Here is a 15,003-nt window from a genome sequence, read left to right as displayed (position 1 = left end):
TGTATGAAATATAATAGCATAAAAAGGTCACATGAGAGATGATGAGTTACAATTTCGTGATGTTCTAAATTATATTCAATTTTGAACATCACAAAAGAAGGAAAATTAGAAATTAAAAATTTCGTTGACCGATTCGTTGTTGTAGATTCGTCTTACGGCTTCACCGATCATTTTAGAAGCGGTTAATACTGTAATTTTTGAGTGTTCTCTTTTTAAAGGAATGGTATCAGAAACCACCAATTCATCTAAAGCATCACCACTATCAAGTCTTTCGTATGCTGGACCACTTAACACACCGTGTGTACAACAAGCCATTACTGATGTTGCCCCTCGGCTTTTAAGTACTTCTGCTGCTTTGACCAATGTTCCTGCTGTATCGACCATGTCATCAACTAAAATAACATCTTTACCTTGAACATCACCGATGATATTCATCACTTCAGATTGGTTGGCTTTTTCTCGTTTTTTATCTACAATCACTAAGTCTAACCCCAATTTTTCTGCATAACTTCTTGCACGTGCTACGCCGCCAATATCTGGGCTTGCAATAATTGGGTTGGCTAAGTTTTTCGAACGAATATAATTGACAAATAAAATTGAACCAAATAAGTTATCCACAGGAATGTTAAAAAATCCTTGAATTTGTGCGGCGTGTAAATCAATGGTTATAACTCGGTTTACTCCTGCTGTTTGAAGCATATCTGCAACCAATTTTGCCGAAATTGGAACACGAGGTGCCGCTTTTCTGTCTTGTCTTGCGTATCCTAAATAGGGAATAACGGCCGTAATAAAACTGGCACTTGAACGTTTAAGGGCATCAACCATGATGAGAAGTTCCATTAAGTTGTCGTTTGCAGGTGCACAAGTGGGTTGTACTATAAATACATCTCTTCCTCGAACACTTTCAGTAATTTGGACAGAAATTTCACCGTCACTAAATCTTTTTAAGTCAGCTTCACCCACTGTAGTATTTAGGTATTCACCCACTTTTGCAGTAAATTCTGGGTTTGCTGAACCGCTAAAAAGTTTATATCCCCTCATCAATTTTCCTTTAATAGACTAAAATTTTTCTGATTATATCGAAAAAAATCTTGTATTATTATTTGGTTTTATTTTGTATCAATAATCCAACCCGAACCTAAAACTTTGTCGGCTTCATAAAATACTGCCACTTGTCCTTTGGCAACACCATATACGGGTTCTTGAAGTTTAATGATGGCTTCACCATTGGGTAAAATTTCAATTTGACTTGGTGTAGTAACACTTCGATATCGAAGTTTCACTCCCGCATTAAAGGTTATATCATCAATATACATATTCAAATTGTTGATTCTGACTTCTGAAATTTTTAATGACTCTTTTGTTCCTACAACAATGGTGTTGTCTTTAGGATTAAGCTCTTTTACAAAATGAGGATCCAATGCTCCATGTACAGTAAAACCTCTTCTTTTCCCAATGGTATAGTGCATGTATCCTTTATGAATACCGACCTCTTTCCCATTTTCATCTAAGACAATTCCCGGTTTATCGATGTTGGCATGTTTTTCAATGACATCGGTGTAGACATTTTCAACAAAACAAATTTCTTGAGACTCTTTTTTCTCACTGATCTCTTTAAAAATTTCGTTTAAACCGTTTCCTAATTGGATGATATCTTCTTTGATATATTTACTCATAGGAAACATGATGTGAGGTAAAACCTCTTTTTTAACTTGGGCTAAAAAATAGCTTTGGTCTTTTGATTTATCTTCTGCTTCATAGATGAATTTTCCATCGGTTTTTGCATAATGCCCTGTGGCAACAAAGTCCGCTTTGATACTTTTAGCAAACTCAAAAAGCGCACCAAATTTGATGGTTCGATTACATTTAACACATGGATTTGGGGTAATTCCTGCTAAATATGATTGAACAAAGTAGTCATAGACCTCTTTTTCAAATTTATCTGAAACATCGAGAACATGGTATTTAATCCCTAAAAAACGTGCAACTTTTTGCCCTGTTTCGATATTATTTTCGTGATAGCCATCTCTAATGTCATGAAGTTTCATGTAAACACCTTCAACTTCATAACCTTGTTGTTGTAGCATATACGCTGTTACTGATGAGTCAATTCCTCCACTCATTCCCACAACAATTTTTGTTTTCATTTATACATCCTTGATAACGGTATAACAACCGACTCTCTTTGGCTCCAATTCTTATGCGGTATAGTCAGTTTCTCTGTATTAATTCTTTTATTAGCAAAAAATATTATGTCTATATCAAGCGTTCTTGGAGCATCTTTAAAAGAGCGAGTTCTTTTGAATCTGTTTTCAAATCTTTGCATTGATTTGAAAAATTCATTTATACTTAGATTTGTTTTGAGCGAAATTATACCATTTAAAAAATAGTTTTGTTCCAAAAAACCAAATGGGGGATTTAAAAGTAGGGGACTTGTTATAAGAATATCAAATCTTGAGTCTTTTAATAAACATAAGAAAAGCTTATCAAAAGTTTTTTTTACATTGCCAATATTTCCCCCAATTCCAATGGTTACTTCATATTTTTTATTAGAGTCAAACTTTGCTTTATAGGGAAAATGTGAAGTTTGAAATAGTGTTAAATTTGCAGATAATTTTTTTTTCATATTTACGTGTTTTAATCCCGAAAAATAAATCTTGAGTATTAAAGTCAAGATTTATTTTTGCTCTTTTTAAAATCAGAGGATTACTGCCTTTCCATTTTGCATGACAATGGTGTCTTCAATTCTGACCCCAAACTCATTGGGCAAATAAATGCCTGGTTCAATCGTAAAGACCATATTCTCTTCAATTATTACATCTGATTTTGAGTTGATATAGGGGTGTTCATGAATATCAAGACCCACCCCATGACCTGTTGAGTGTACAAAATATTTTTCATATCCCGCTTTTGCAATGACATTTCTTGTTAAGGCATCAATATCTTTGGCTTTCATTCCTACACGGGCTTTTTCAATGGCATTGAGTTGTGCTTTTAAAACAATATCATAGATTTTTTGATGTTTTTTGTTTTTAAATGTTTGCTCTCGTTTGAAATTGAGTTTTTCAAAATCAACATGTGCTGTGCAAGTTCTATCTGAGCAGTATCGTTTAAATTTTACCCCCGCATCTACAAGAATCAAATCATCTTTGTTGAGTCGTTTGCTTGTGGGTAAAGCGTGAGGTTTGGCGGCATTTTCATTGATTGCTACAATGGGATCAAAGCTTAAATCATACACCCCTTGTTGGCTCATTTTTTCAGTGGCTTTAAAGTGTAAAAATTTCTCATTTTCATCAAAGCCATTTTTTCTGAGATATTTGGCTAAGGCATTGAACCCTTTTTGACCTAGTTGAGAAGCTTTTTTTAAATAGTCGATTTCTTGTGTGGTTTTAATGACCCGCTTAAGATGAGAAAAATGAGGTTTGTTGATAAATTTGACAGATGAGTGTGAAACCAATGCTTGGTATGAGTCATAACTGAAATCGTTGCCATCAAAAACCATTTTTTTTACTTTTGATTTTTTGAGAAGCTCTTTGGCCGTTTTGATGAGTGTTTTGCTCTCAATGACTTGGGCATTTTTGACATGTTGTTTGGCTTCAATGCTGTATCTGGCATCGGTGATAAAAAAAGCCTCTTTTCCTAATTGTATAAATATGACATTATCACATGAGTATCCGCACTCATAATAAATCGCATTTTCATCTTTTAAAATATAATTGTGCATACTTTCCCTTAGTTTTGATTTGTAATTAACTAAATATTGAATATAATCATACCTAAAATTTATAAAAGGAAATATAAGTATGAAAATAGCAGTTATTCAAGGTCCAAACTTAAATATGTTGGGTGTAAGAGAGAAGAATGTTTATGGGCCTATGACATTAGAGCAAATTCATGAACAAATGAAATCAAGTGCAGCGCAAAATGGAATTGAATTGGAGTTTTTTCAATCAAATTTAGAGGGTGAAATTGTTGATAAAATTCAAGAGTGTTTAGGTGAAGTTCAAGGAATTATTATCAATCCTGCAGCGTATACACACACTTCAATTGCCATTAGAGATGCGTTAGCAGCAGTGGCACTTCCAACCGTTGAAGTTCATATTTCAAACATTTATAAAAGAGAAGAGTTCAGACAAAAATCAATCACAGCAGCAAGTTCTACTGGAGTTATTGCTGGTTTTGGTCCATTTGGATATCACATGGCATTGATTGCTTTAACACAAATTTGTACTGAAATTAAAGCCATTGAAGAAGCACAAAAAAATCAAGCAAAATAATGGAAATACTTAAAGCCTCATGGCTTATTACTTCTGACACAAAGGGCACCATCATTCAAAATGGTGCTGTCGTTTATGATGAAAAAATCATCGATGTAGACTCTGTAGAAAACATCAAAGAGAGATACCCCACTATAACCATAAAAGATTTAGGTGAAACTTCGGTATTGATGCCAGGGTTAATTAACTCTCATATTCATTTGGAGTTCAGTGCCAATAAAACCATTTTAAAATACGGCAATTTTATGGATTGGTTGCACTCTGTGATTGCTTCAAGAGACGAACTCATTCAAGAAGCCGATACGGCTTTTTTACAAGAAGAGTTAAAACATGTTTTAAGAACAGGTACAACGACCATTGGGGCTATCAGTTCGTATGGCTTTGATTTGGAAGCGTGTTTGAACTCAAAATTGAATGTGGTCTATTTTAATGAAGCCATTGGTTCAAAACCTGAAATGATTGATTCCTTGTTTGATGATTTTAAAGCACGACTCAATGCCAGCATAAAATCAAAAAGAAAAAACTTTTATCCTGCAGTAGCAATTCACTCTCCCTATTCGGTACACCCTTTTTTATTAAGAGAGGTGTTACAATTGGCAAAACAGATGAGTCTGCCAGTGAGTGCTCACTTTTTAGAGAGTGTGGAAGAGAAAGAGTGGTTGGAAAACAGCAGTGGCGGATTTTTGGACTTTTTTATGAACTTTTTAGGGCAACACACTTCGGTGAACTCTCCTGTAGAGTTTTTAAACCAATTTAAGGGCATAAAAAATTTAAGTTTTACCCATTGTGTGGAAGCTAAAAGTGATGAGTTGGATTTAATCAAAGAGTTAAATGCCTCTGTGAATCACTGTGTGACCTCAAATCGATTGTTAAATAACAGTAAACTTAATTTAAAAGCGTTGCATGATATTCCTTTTACAATTGGTACCGATGGTTTGAGTTCAAACAATTCACTTTCACTCTTTGATGAGTTGAGAAATGCTCTTATGATACATGTGGATGAAAATGTCAACTCGTTTGCAAAAAGATTGATACACAGTGCAACGGCAAATGGGGCAGAGGCTTTTGGATTAAACAAAGGGGTCTTGGAAAAAGGCAAAGATGCAGATATAATATCGTTGAATCTTCCTCAAAGTGTAAAGAGTGAAGAGGCAGTATGTACCCATGTTATTTTACACACAAAAAATGTAAGCAATGTCATTATAGGAGGCGAACATGTTTGAATTTTTTAAAATACTCTTTTTACCTATAACCAAAACATTGGATTTTATTACCAAATATTTTAAAACCATTGTTTTTATTACCATCGTCATATTCTTAACCACAGGAGATGAGTCAAAAGATTCTCAAGTGGCAAATGTGCAAAAAATTGATTTAACAGGACCCATCTTAGATGTGCAAAAAACACTTGAAGAGATAGAAAAAGCATCAAGCAGTAAAAACATTAAAGGGATTTTGTTTAATGTCAATTCACCGGGTGGTTCTGTTGCTCCTTCTGTGGAGTTAGCGTATGCCATCAAAGAGTTAAGAGCGAAAAAACCCGTTGTGGCATATGCCAGTGGTATTATGGCAAGCGGAAGTTATTATGCTTCAATTTGGGCAAATAAAATTGTTGCCAATCCAGGAAGTATGGTCGGATCTATTGGTGTGATTTTCCAAGGGGCGAACATTGAAGAGTTGATGCAAAAAATTGGCATAAAGACTCAAACAATTAAAATTGGGAAATATAAAGAGGCAGGTACGTTTTCACGAGAGTGGAAAGATTATGAAAAAGCAGAGTTGGAATCGGTGATTAATGATACCTATGATATGTTCATTACTGACGTTGCCAATGCCAGAAATTTGGATGTTAAAAACCATGAAACCTATGCCAATGCACATATTTTCACTGCACGTCAAGCCAAAGAGGTGGGTTTAGTTGATGAGGTTGCTACTTTAAATTATGCACAAAATGAGTTGTATAAATTGGCCAATATCGACAAACCTATTTGGACAAAAAAAGATAAAATGGATGAATTCTTAGACAAAGTGATGAGCGAAGCAGTTTCAAACTTCTCTATGAGTCTAGTGAGTGGGTTAAAAGCATATTAAAAAAAATAGATTTAGCTCTTTAACCTATTGCATAAATCGGCGTTAGAGAGTTAAATTCACTCAGTCACATACTGTTTGTATGCTCTTTCATAAATCTAACTCTCTGCCTTGATTTATTTTATAGTTTAAATTCTAAATCTGTTTTGGGTAGATATATACAATCATTATACATACAAGTTGCTTTAGAGAAAGTGATGAGATGAGAGGGTTATAAATGTATTAAAAACTGGGATGCAATTTGCATCCCAGTTTAAACGTTTTGTTCAGAGAGTTATTTCGCTTTAGATTCTGTTACGACTTTGTATGTATCATTTGCAATGACATACTCTTCATTTGTAGGAATAACAAAAATTCGTGCTGCTGAACTGTTTGTTGCAATATCTCTTGCTACACTTTTTCTTTTGTTGTTTTTTGTTGGGTCAAGAATTAATCCCATTCCATCTAACCCTGAACAAACAATCTCTCTGATGAGTGATGAGTTTTCACCAATTCCACCTGTGAAACATAACGCATCAACACCATCAAGTGCTGCAACGTATGAACCCACATATTTTTTGATGTTATAGGCAACCATTTCAACCGCCAATCGACATCTGTCATCGCCTGCTGACATACCTTCTAATACTTCTCTTAAATCTGATGATTTCCCAGAAATTCCTAAGATACCTGATTTTTTATTCATAACATCCAGAGTTTCATTGATGGTCATACCCTCTTGAGTCATCATATAACTGATAGCACCAGCTCCTACATCTCCTGCTCTTGTTCCCATCATTAACCCTTGAACTGGAGTAAGACCCATTGACGTATCAATACATTTTCCATTTAACACAGCTGATACCGAAGAACCATTTCCTAAGTGACACACAATAATTCTGGTATTGTGTTTTTTATCCAACATATTTCTTGCTTCGTTTGATACAAAGAAGTGACTGGTCCCGTGGAAACCATATTTTCTGATACCGTGTTTAGAATATTGCTCATATGGCAATGCATACATAAAAGCGTAATCTGGCATTGTTTGGTGAAATGCCGTATCAAAAACAGCAACATTTGGTTTTGTTGGCATTAACTCTTGACAAATTTGCATTCCCATGATATTTGCAGGGTTGTGTAATGGTGCCAATGGAATCAATTTTGTCATGGTTTCAATGACTTTGTCGGTTACCATAACTGAACTGGCAAACTCTTCTCCTCCGTGAACGGCTCTGTGCCCAATGGCATCGATATCGTCCGTAGAGTTAATCACTTTTCCTTCCCCTTGAGTTAATGTTCTAAGAACCAATTCAATGGCTTCTTTATGCGTAGGCATTGGCACTTCAAATTTTAGTTTTTGATCGTTTCCAAACTCATGTGTTAAAACACCATCGATTCCAATTCTTTCGCATAGCCCCACTGCTAAAACTTCTTTGTTCACTGGATTCATTAATTGATATTTTAATGATGAACTACCTGCATTTAAGATGAATACTAACATTGATATTTTCCTTTTATGAATTTAATTTATTTACATTGTGTTGCAGTAATTGCAACCAAATTTGAAATGTCTTCTACTGAACACCCTCTTGATAAGTCATTGACTGGTTTGGCTAAACCTTGTACAATTGGTCCATGAGCATCTGCGCCTGCAAATCTTTGTACGAGTTTATACCCGATATTTCCTGATTGCAAATCTGGGAAAATTAATACATTGGCAGTTCCTGCAACTTTACTCTCTGGTGCTTTTTTCTTACCAATGGCTTCAACAATGGCTGCATCGGCTTGCATTTCACCATCAAAAGCGAAATCAACATTTCTCTCTTTTAGAATTTGAACGGCATTTTTAACTTTATCCACCAATGGATGAGAAGCTGAACCCATCGTAGAGAACGACAACATAGCAACTCTTGGCTCTAAACCTACAACACTTTTTGCTGTTGCCGCTGTTGAAGCAGCAATATCTGCTAATTGTTCTGAAGTAGGATCAGGTAAAACGGCACAATCTCCAAAGAGAATCAAACCATTATCACCAAATTTTCCATCCGCTGTTTCCATGACAAAAGTAGAAGATACGGTTTTAATACCAGGGGCAGTTTTAATGACTTGAATGGCAGCTTTTAAAACATCGGCTGTTGCTGAGTTAGAACCTGCAACCAAACCATCGGCATCACCTAATCTCACCATCATGCAACCAAAAAATCTTGGTTCACTTGTCATAAGCTCTTGTGCTTGTGCTTGTGTTAAGCCTTTGGCTTTTCTCAGTTCAACCAATTCATTGACATAAACATCAATATTGGCAAATTTTTTAGGGTCAACGATAGTTGCTCCTGCAATATTTGCTCCACATTTTGCTGCATCGTTTTTAATAGTCTCTTCTTCTCCTATTAATATTACGTTTGCTGTTTTGTCATTGATAACTTGCTCAACGGCTTTTAGAACTCTTTCGTCTTCAGACTCTGGAAGAACAATCGTTTTAAGATTTTTTCTAGCATTTTCTTTAATACTGTCAATTAGACCCATTCAGATTCCTTTCATTTTTTGTGAATATAGATTATAATTTAAAAGCGTAGCAATTAAATAGCATTTGTGTGCACAATCTAGTTGAAAGAATATTCTATATTATCTAGACAAAAATGTACATAAATTTGACATATTTGGAAAATATTTTATTTTTTGTGAAGTTTTGTAATGTTTTTTAGAGCAGTTTTACCAATTGTTACGAGTTTACCATACGCATTATAAACAAAAGCATTACGCTTTTGTTAGGTTGTATGTGTCATTTGATATGACAAACTCTTCATTGGTTGGGATGACATAAATTTTTACTTTTGAACTCTCTGTATTGATTTCTCTGCTGTGTGATTCTGTGTTTTTGTTTTTTGTAACATCCAGTTCAATTCCCATGAACTCAAGGCCTTGGCACACTTTTTCTCGAACCAAGTCAGCATTTTCTCCAATTCCTGCAGTAAAACAGATGGCATCAACTCCACCCATACCTCCTGCATATGAACAGATATATTTTTTGATTCTGCTGCATTGAATGTCAATGGCTAAGGTGGCTCTTTCATCTCCATTTTGGCTGGCTGCTATGACTTCTCTTAAATCTGAACTGATACCTGAGACACCTAAAAGTCCAGATTTTTTATTCAGATAATCCACAAATTCATCGGCTTTCATATCTTTTTTATCCATCAAAAAAGAGATCACTGCTGGATCCAAATCTCCCGAACGTGTACCCATCATAAGCCCTTCTAAGGGAGTTAATCCCATAGAAGTATCAAATGATTTTCCCTCTTTAATGGCACAAATAGATGAACCGTTACCTAAATGACAAACAATGATTTTGGCATTGTCTTTTTTGAGCATTTTTTCTGCCACATCTGAAACGTAGTGGTGACTTGTACCGTGAAATCCATATTTTCTGACACCATGTTCGGTGTAATCTTCATAAGGGAGGGCATACATAAAGTTGTATGCTGGCATGGTTTGGTGAAAAGCAGTGTCAAAAACAGCTACATTTGGTTTTCCTGGCATTAACTCCATACAAATCTTAATACCTAAAATATGTGCAGGGTTATGTAACGGAGCAAGAGGAATGAGTTTTTCTAATTTTTCTAAAACACTCTCATCAATAATCACCGATTCATGAAAATATTCACCTCCATGTACAACTCTGTGTCCTATGGCATCAATGTCTTCATCAATATTATCAACAACTTTTTGAGGACCTGATGATAAAAGTTCTAATACTTTAGCAATGGCTTCTTTATGAGAAGAGAGTTCAACTTCTGTAGTGGTTTTTAGCTTATTGGCTTTATGAATAATTCTGCCATCAATTCCAATTCTTTCACACAATCCCGATGCTAAGACTCTATGTGTCGCATGGTTCATCAATTGATATTTTAAAGATGAACTGCCCGCGTTCAAAATAAATATTAGCATGTTTAAAACCTTTTTATTATAAATTTGCGCGATTATATCACAATGTTATGTAAAAGATATGTATGAATTTTTCTTAAATTATTTTAAAAACAATCGATTGTTTAGAGTTTAACCTTGGGTTGATTTTTCAGTTTTAAAAACATCATAGAGGTCATGAGGGCATCATTGAGCGCATCATGTTTTCCCAAATGTGGGATTTGTAACTCTCTTAAAATGGTGTTAAATCGTAAATCAATAAAACCTTGTGGAATGGTTTCAATTTTCCAATCATGGTATATGGCTGAGACTTCCAGACATTTATTGGGCAAGGTAATTCCAAGCAGATGTTTGATGTATTTATTGATCATAGCAACATCAAACTCTAAAAAATAGCCTACAAGTGTACGGTTTTGAACAAACTCTAAAAATTCATAAATGACTTTTTCTATCTCTTCTGCCTCTTCTAAATCACACTCTCTGATATGATGCACTTTAATGGCTTCGGTTTGCAGTTTGGTTTTGGGTTTGACAAATCGTACAAACTTTTTGCTTGATACAATCGTGTTATGTTTAATAATGACTGCTCCAATAGAGATAATATCATCTTTATTGGGATCCAATCCAGTGGTTTCACAATCAAAGCAGACATACTCATCTTTATGAGGCGTATCAAAAAGATATTCATAGGCAGGATTGTTTAACCCTTTTTTATTGAAGTGATTTTTAATTTTTCTAAACATAGTTCAACTTATAGTGATACTCTAATTTTTTCTTGAGTTTATTGATAATTTTAAAAGAGTCTTTGAGCAGATCTTTTTCCATGGTATTTAAATTTTCAGGATTAATGTAGTTATCAATTTTTTCTCCCAAATCAAGTTTAAGTAAATTTGATTTGAGTTTAATGGTCGATAAAAAGTTAAAAGCCTCAATCAGTTCTTGTGCAAATTCATCTTCTAAAGCACCCAAATGGTTAAGTTCTCGAATTCTTTTGAGGGTATTGGTTTTAAGAAGTTTATGCTCTAAACTCAAACTTCGTATGCTTTGCACCAAAATAAAAATTCCCCCTTTTTTGATGTCGATTTCATTTTTATGCTCTTTATTGTCGCTGTCTAAAACGAAACCATCAAAGAAACCCAATGGAACATGAAAGGTCATGATGATTTTGGCAAAATGCATAAAAAAGCTTTGTGAAGTTGCTCCTACTTTAAAGATATACTCTTTTAAATTTTGCAATATTTTTTTGTCGCCACTGACACAAACTGCATCATAAAAAATGGCCAAATTCATAAAATCATCCCCTGTTTTATGGGTAATCCAAGAGAAAATAAGCTCTTTAAAATCTGTCTCTCTTCTGCACCAATAAGGATTTGAAACCATGATATTTCCATCACATCGTGGAAATCCAAAATCAACGAGATGTTCGGTGTACTTAGAGGTAAACGCTAAAATCTCTTCATCACTTAAGGGGCAATCGTCATAAATGATTAAGGCATTGTCTTGATCTGTTTTTAAAACTTGTTCACTTCTTCCTTCGCTTCCCATCACCAGCAAAGAAGATTTTCCAATGAGCTCTTTAGGGGCAGTAATTAAAAAGAGTTTATGCATGACTTTTTGATTAAGTTGATTGATTAATTTTGAAATAAAATCAATTTTTACGCCCTTTGCATGTAGTGATTTAACAATTTTAATAAATGATTGGCTGGCATTTTTTAACTCATCAAGCGTTTCTGCTTTTTCAATCTCATTGGAGACAGAAAAAGTGTGCGTGGCAAAAAATGAAGAGAGTGAAATTTGGTCAATGATTCCTACAATATCATTGTTGTTATTCGTAACAACGACCCTTTTGATGCCGTGTTTAGCCATGATAAGTTGAGCGTTAAACAAAAAATCGTTTTCATTGACATAAATCAGACCACTGTTTGAGATTTTCCCTACAATGTCATCATAATCCATTCGATTAAGGATGACTTTTTGTCTGAAATCTGAATCGGTTACAATGTGGATTTCACCTTGTGCATCTTTCAATAAAAGGGTAGGGACTTTCTCTTTTTTAATGATACTGGCTGCATCAAAAATGGTGGTTTCATAAGGCACAATAACGGCTCGGTGAACTCTTGCATCTTTAACTCGAGCAATCATAATATTTGAGAGCTCTTTGTTGGTCTCATTTGAAATGTTTTGGTTGAGTTTTTGAGAAATAGATTGAAAAAAGTATCGTTCTAAATATTTATTTTCGTGCAGTATCCGAATAAAAATATCACGGGACAAGGCATAACAAATGGTCTCTTGGGCTGTAACAAAGGTATGTTTTGAATAGTTTTCGACCAATGAGATGGCATCAAAAACTTCATTGGATGAGTAGATAGATAAAATCTCATCGTCTTGTTTTTCTTGAACAATGCCTTTGATAATAAAAAAAAGTTTCTCTGGAGCTAAAGCATTTGATTGGATTATTTCATCTTTTTTGAAATACAAAATGTCTAAATTTTGCGCAAATTCATCGAGTTGTGCTTTGTTTAAGTTATCAAAAGGGTGAATGTTTTTGATAAATGAAGTCTGCTCTAATATACTCATGCTCTGTTTCCCCCAAAGTGAATTTTTTAATATTTACTGTAAAGTGATATAAATATTAAAAAACTTACTCTTTTTTGAAGAGAGTTTAGTGGTCTATTAAAAATAAAAAAGTGGTACCAAAGAGAAAAATCTCTTTGGAAACCCTTTTAAAACTAGTGTTCAACAGCTCCATCTGCTCCGAAACCAGTCTCTGCTCGAACAATTTGTGGTTCAAACAGTTCAATCTCTCTTTTTCCTCTTTCAGATTTATCGGTAATTGAGAAGAACCAAATACCAATAAATGCTGCAGTTACAGAGAAAAGAGCAGGGTAAGAATATGGGAAAATTGCCGTTGCATTTCCTAAAATTTTAACCCAAACAACTGGACCTAAAATAACCAGTACAACAGCGGTAATTAACCCTAAAGAACCACCTAAAACAGCACCTCTTGTGGTTAATTTAGACCAATAAATTGAAAGGAATAAAATAGGGAAGTTTGCACTTGCTGCAATTGCAAACGCCAAACCAACCATGAATGCAATATTTTGGTGCTCAAAAGCAATACCTAAAATAACACCAATGATACCAATAGCAATAACCGCAATTTTAGAAATTCTCATCTCTTTTGCTTCATTTGCTTCACCCTCTTTACAAATAACATTGGCATAAATATCGTGTGATATTGCTGATGCACCTGCAAGTGTCAATCCAGAAACAACCGCTAAAATTGTAGCGAATGCAACGGCTGAAATGAATCCTAAAAAGATATTTCCACCTACGACTTTAGATAAGTGAATGGCGGCCATGTTCCCACCACCAAAAAGCTTACCATCAACAAAAAATTCAGGTGCATTTTCAGGCGTTAAGTAAACAATGGCACCCAAACCAATGATGGCAATGACAAGATAGAAATAACCAATAAATCCAGTTGCGTAAACCACAGATTTACGAGCTTCTTTTGCATTACCTACTGTAAAGAATCTCATAAGAACGTGAGGTAAACCAGCTGTTCCTAACATAAGAGCTAAACCTAAAGAAATCGCAGAAACAGGATCCGTAATTTTACCTTTATCAGAAGGTGCCATAATATCTTGTCCCCAAGCATGAGTAGCAACTGCTTTTTCAGCGAGTGCTTCAAATGAGAAACCAAAGTTATACATGATGACAAATCCCATGAATGTTACACCTGAAAGCAGTAAAATCGCTTTAATGATTTGTACCCAAGTCGTTGCTAACATTCCACCAAATGTTACGTAAATAATCATCATAATACCCACTAAGATAACAGCATATTCGTAAGGAAGACCAAACAGTACTTGAATCAGTTTTCCAGAACCTACCATTTGGGCAATAAGATATAACGTTACAACCGCCAAAGAACCAAAAGCAGCCAATGTTCTGATCTCTTTTTGACCCAATCTGTAAGCTGCAATATCTGCAAATGTAAATTTACCTAAGTTTCTTAATTTTTCAGCCATTAAGAATAAAATAACAGGCCAACCAACTAAAAATCCAACTGCATATACAAGTCCATCAAACCCTTGTAAATATACTAAACCAGAAATACCTAAAAATGACGCTGCAGACATATAATCTCCTGCAATTGCCATACCATTTTGGAACCCAGTAATTCCTCCACCAGCAGTATAAAAATCACTTGCTGATTTTGTTTTTTTAGCAGCCCAATACGTAATTCCCAGTGTTGCACCAACAAAGACAAAAAACATGACAATTGCAGGTACATTTACATCTCTTTTTGCAACTTCAAATGTAGCATCACCACCTGCGAATGCAGCGATTGCCATTAAAGTTAAAGCAGATAAAATTCTAATCATAAAGCGTCCTTTACATCTTCTCTAATTGCATCGGTTAAGTCTTCAAACTCTCCATTTGCTCTTCTTACATAAATCAGTGTTGTAATAAAACTGATAACAATAATTGCTGCAGCTACAGGGAATGCAATTGTCATTACTCCTGCATCGCTCAATTTTGTTGCAAGTAACTCTTTGTCAAATGCGATAACTAAGATAAATGCATAAAATATTGCAAGTACAAAAAAACCAAGTTTTAAAGCAAAACTTGTTCTTTTTGAAACAAGCTCTTTGTACTTAGGGTTAGCTTTGATTCTTTCGGCTAATTCTTCGTTCATTCTCTTCCTCCATTAGGTTTTCTTAATATTAGT

14 protein-coding genes are annotated in these 15,003 nt (G+C 34.7%); 3 read left to right on the top strand and 11 right to left on the bottom strand.

Features of this window, described 5'->3' with window-relative positions; all coding sequences use genetic code 11:
* Nucleotides 1-105: 105 nt before the first annotated feature.
* The 4 genes from ACNI3C_RS01195 to ACNI3C_RS01180 all read right to left on the bottom strand — a co-directional run bounded on the left by ACNI3C_RS01195 (nt 106) and on the right by ACNI3C_RS01180 (nt 3,724).
* The gene (locus ACNI3C_RS01195) at nt 106-1,041 is read right to left on the bottom strand and encodes a ribose-phosphate pyrophosphokinase (RefSeq protein ID WP_419770433.1); all 936 of its coding nucleotides are present in this window, start codon (nt 1,039-1,041) and stop codon (nt 106-108) included.
* A 68-nt stretch (nt 1,042-1,109) separates the two neighbouring features.
* Nucleotides 1,110-2,147: a tRNA 2-thiouridine(34) synthase MnmA gene (mnmA, locus tag ACNI3C_RS01190; protein ID WP_419770432.1), complete on the bottom strand. Its 1,038-nt coding sequence runs from the start codon at nt 2,145-2,147 to the stop codon at nt 1,110-1,112.
* Nucleotides 2,144-2,626: a 2-amino-4-hydroxy-6-hydroxymethyldihydropteridine diphosphokinase gene (gene folK, locus ACNI3C_RS01185; RefSeq protein WP_419770431.1), complete on the bottom strand. Its 483-nt coding sequence runs from the start codon at nt 2,624-2,626 to the stop codon at nt 2,144-2,146. The genes mnmA and folK overlap by 4 nt, the downstream gene beginning before the upstream one ends.
* Nucleotides 2,627-2,698: 72 nt before the next feature.
* Nucleotides 2,699-3,724, bottom strand: a complete 1,026-nt coding sequence (locus ACNI3C_RS01180) for a M24 family metallopeptidase (protein WP_419770430.1) — start codon at nt 3,722-3,724, stop codon at nt 2,699-2,701.
* A 79-nt stretch (nt 3,725-3,803) separates the two neighbouring features.
* Here ACNI3C_RS01180 and aroQ point away from each other — a divergent pair, with 79 nt between their 5' ends.
* Genes aroQ through sppA form a run of 3 tightly spaced genes read left to right on the top strand, consistent with a single transcriptional unit; the run spans nt 3,804 to nt 6,368 of the window.
* Nucleotides 3,804-4,277: a type II 3-dehydroquinate dehydratase gene (aroQ, locus tag ACNI3C_RS01175; RefSeq protein ID WP_419770429.1), complete on the top strand. Its 474-nt coding sequence runs from the start codon at nt 3,804-3,806 to the stop codon at nt 4,275-4,277.
* The gene (gene mqnF / locus ACNI3C_RS01170) at nt 4,277-5,500 is read left to right on the top strand and encodes an aminofutalosine deaminase family hydrolase (RefSeq protein WP_419770428.1); all 1,224 of its coding nucleotides are present in this window, start codon (nt 4,277-4,279) and stop codon (nt 5,498-5,500) included. The genes aroQ and mqnF overlap by 1 nt, the downstream gene beginning before the upstream one ends.
* A complete protein-coding gene (sppA, locus tag ACNI3C_RS01165) occupies nt 5,493-6,368 on the top strand; it encodes a signal peptide peptidase SppA (RefSeq protein ID WP_419770427.1) in 876 nt (291 codons plus the stop codon). Before mqnF ends, sppA begins: the two co-directional genes overlap by 8 nt.
* Nucleotides 6,369-6,639: 271 nt before the next feature.
* On the opposite strand, the gene ACNI3C_RS01160 is transcribed toward sppA, so the two are convergent.
* The 7 genes from ACNI3C_RS01160 to ACNI3C_RS01130 form a co-directional block, all read right to left on the bottom strand.
* Nucleotides 6,640-7,845: an acetate/propionate family kinase gene (locus ACNI3C_RS01160; protein WP_419770426.1), complete on the bottom strand. Its 1,206-nt coding sequence runs from the start codon at nt 7,843-7,845 to the stop codon at nt 6,640-6,642.
* A 26-nt stretch (nt 7,846-7,871) separates the two neighbouring features.
* Complete coding sequence (pta, locus tag ACNI3C_RS01155) at nt 7,872-8,867, bottom strand: phosphate acetyltransferase (protein WP_419770425.1); 996 nt, start codon at nt 8,865-8,867, stop codon at nt 7,872-7,874.
* A gap of 231 nt (nt 8,868-9,098) precedes the next feature.
* Nucleotides 9,099-10,289: an acetate/propionate family kinase gene (locus ACNI3C_RS01150; RefSeq protein WP_419770424.1), complete on the bottom strand. Its 1,191-nt coding sequence runs from the start codon at nt 10,287-10,289 to the stop codon at nt 9,099-9,101.
* 101 nt (nt 10,290-10,390) lie between these two features.
* On the bottom strand, nt 10,391-11,008 hold the full coding sequence (locus ACNI3C_RS01145; protein ID WP_419770423.1) for a 3'-5' exonuclease: 618 nt from the start codon (nt 11,006-11,008) through the stop codon (nt 10,391-10,393).
* Entirely contained in the window at nt 11,001-12,842 is a 1,842-nt protein-coding gene (locus tag ACNI3C_RS01140) for a putative nucleotidyltransferase substrate binding domain-containing protein (protein ID WP_419770422.1), read from the bottom strand. Before ACNI3C_RS01140 ends, ACNI3C_RS01145 begins: the two co-directional genes overlap by 8 nt.
* Nucleotides 12,843-12,994: 152 nt before the next feature.
* Nucleotides 12,995-14,656, bottom strand: coding sequence for a cation acetate symporter (locus ACNI3C_RS01135; protein ID WP_419770421.1), 1,662 nt, complete (start codon nt 14,654-14,656; stop codon nt 12,995-12,997).
* Nucleotides 14,653-14,970, bottom strand: coding sequence for a DUF485 domain-containing protein (locus ACNI3C_RS01130; RefSeq protein WP_419770420.1), 318 nt, complete (start codon nt 14,968-14,970; stop codon nt 14,653-14,655). Before ACNI3C_RS01130 ends, ACNI3C_RS01135 begins: the two co-directional genes overlap by 4 nt.
* Nucleotides 14,971-15,003: the final 33 nt, after the last annotated feature.

This window comes from Marinarcus sediminis (SeqCode), from assembly GCF_048571275.1.
Lineage (GTDB): Bacteria > Campylobacterota > Campylobacteria > Campylobacterales > Arcobacteraceae > Marinarcus > Marinarcus sediminis.
The sequence above is the reverse complement of the archived record's forward strand: the minus strand, read 5'-3'. Positions and strand labels throughout refer to the sequence as shown.

Coding starts and splice junctions, on each gene's coding strand:
- pta (WP_419770425.1), bottom strand. CDS start 8,867: ATGGGTCTAATTGACAGTATTAAAGAAAATGCTAGAAAAAATCTTAAA.
- ACNI3C_RS01180 (WP_419770430.1), bottom strand. CDS start 3,724: ATGCACAATTATATTTTAAAAGATGAAAATGCGATTTATTATGAGTGC.
- sppA (WP_419770427.1), top strand. CDS start 5,493: ATGTTTGAATTTTTTAAAATACTCTTTTTACCTATAACCAAAACATTG.
- mnmA (WP_419770432.1), bottom strand. CDS start 2,147: ATGAAAACAAAAATTGTTGTGGGAATGAGTGGAGGAATTGACTCATCA.
- ACNI3C_RS01160 (WP_419770426.1), bottom strand. CDS start 7,845: ATGTTAGTATTCATCTTAAATGCAGGTAGTTCATCATTAAAATATCAA.
- ACNI3C_RS01145 (WP_419770423.1), bottom strand. CDS start 11,008: ATGTTTAGAAAAATTAAAAATCACTTCAATAAAAAAGGGTTAAACAAT.
- ACNI3C_RS01150 (WP_419770424.1), bottom strand. CDS start 10,289: ATGCTAATATTTATTTTGAACGCGGGCAGTTCATCTTTAAAATATCAA.
- ACNI3C_RS01130 (WP_419770420.1), bottom strand. CDS start 14,970: ATGAACGAAGAATTAGCCGAAAGAATCAAAGCTAACCCTAAGTACAAA.
- ACNI3C_RS01140 (WP_419770422.1), bottom strand. CDS start 12,842: ATGAGTATATTAGAGCAGACTTCATTTATCAAAAACATTCACCCTTTT.
- folK (WP_419770431.1), bottom strand. CDS start 2,626: ATGAAAAAAAAATTATCTGCAAATTTAACACTATTTCAAACTTCACAT.
- mqnF (WP_419770428.1), top strand. CDS start 4,277: ATGGAAATACTTAAAGCCTCATGGCTTATTACTTCTGACACAAAGGGC.
- ACNI3C_RS01195 (WP_419770433.1), bottom strand. CDS start 1,041: ATGAGGGGATATAAACTTTTTAGCGGTTCAGCAAACCCAGAATTTACT.
- ACNI3C_RS01135 (WP_419770421.1), bottom strand. CDS start 14,656: ATGATTAGAATTTTATCTGCTTTAACTTTAATGGCAATCGCTGCATTC.
- aroQ (WP_419770429.1), top strand. CDS start 3,804: ATGAAAATAGCAGTTATTCAAGGTCCAAACTTAAATATGTTGGGTGTA.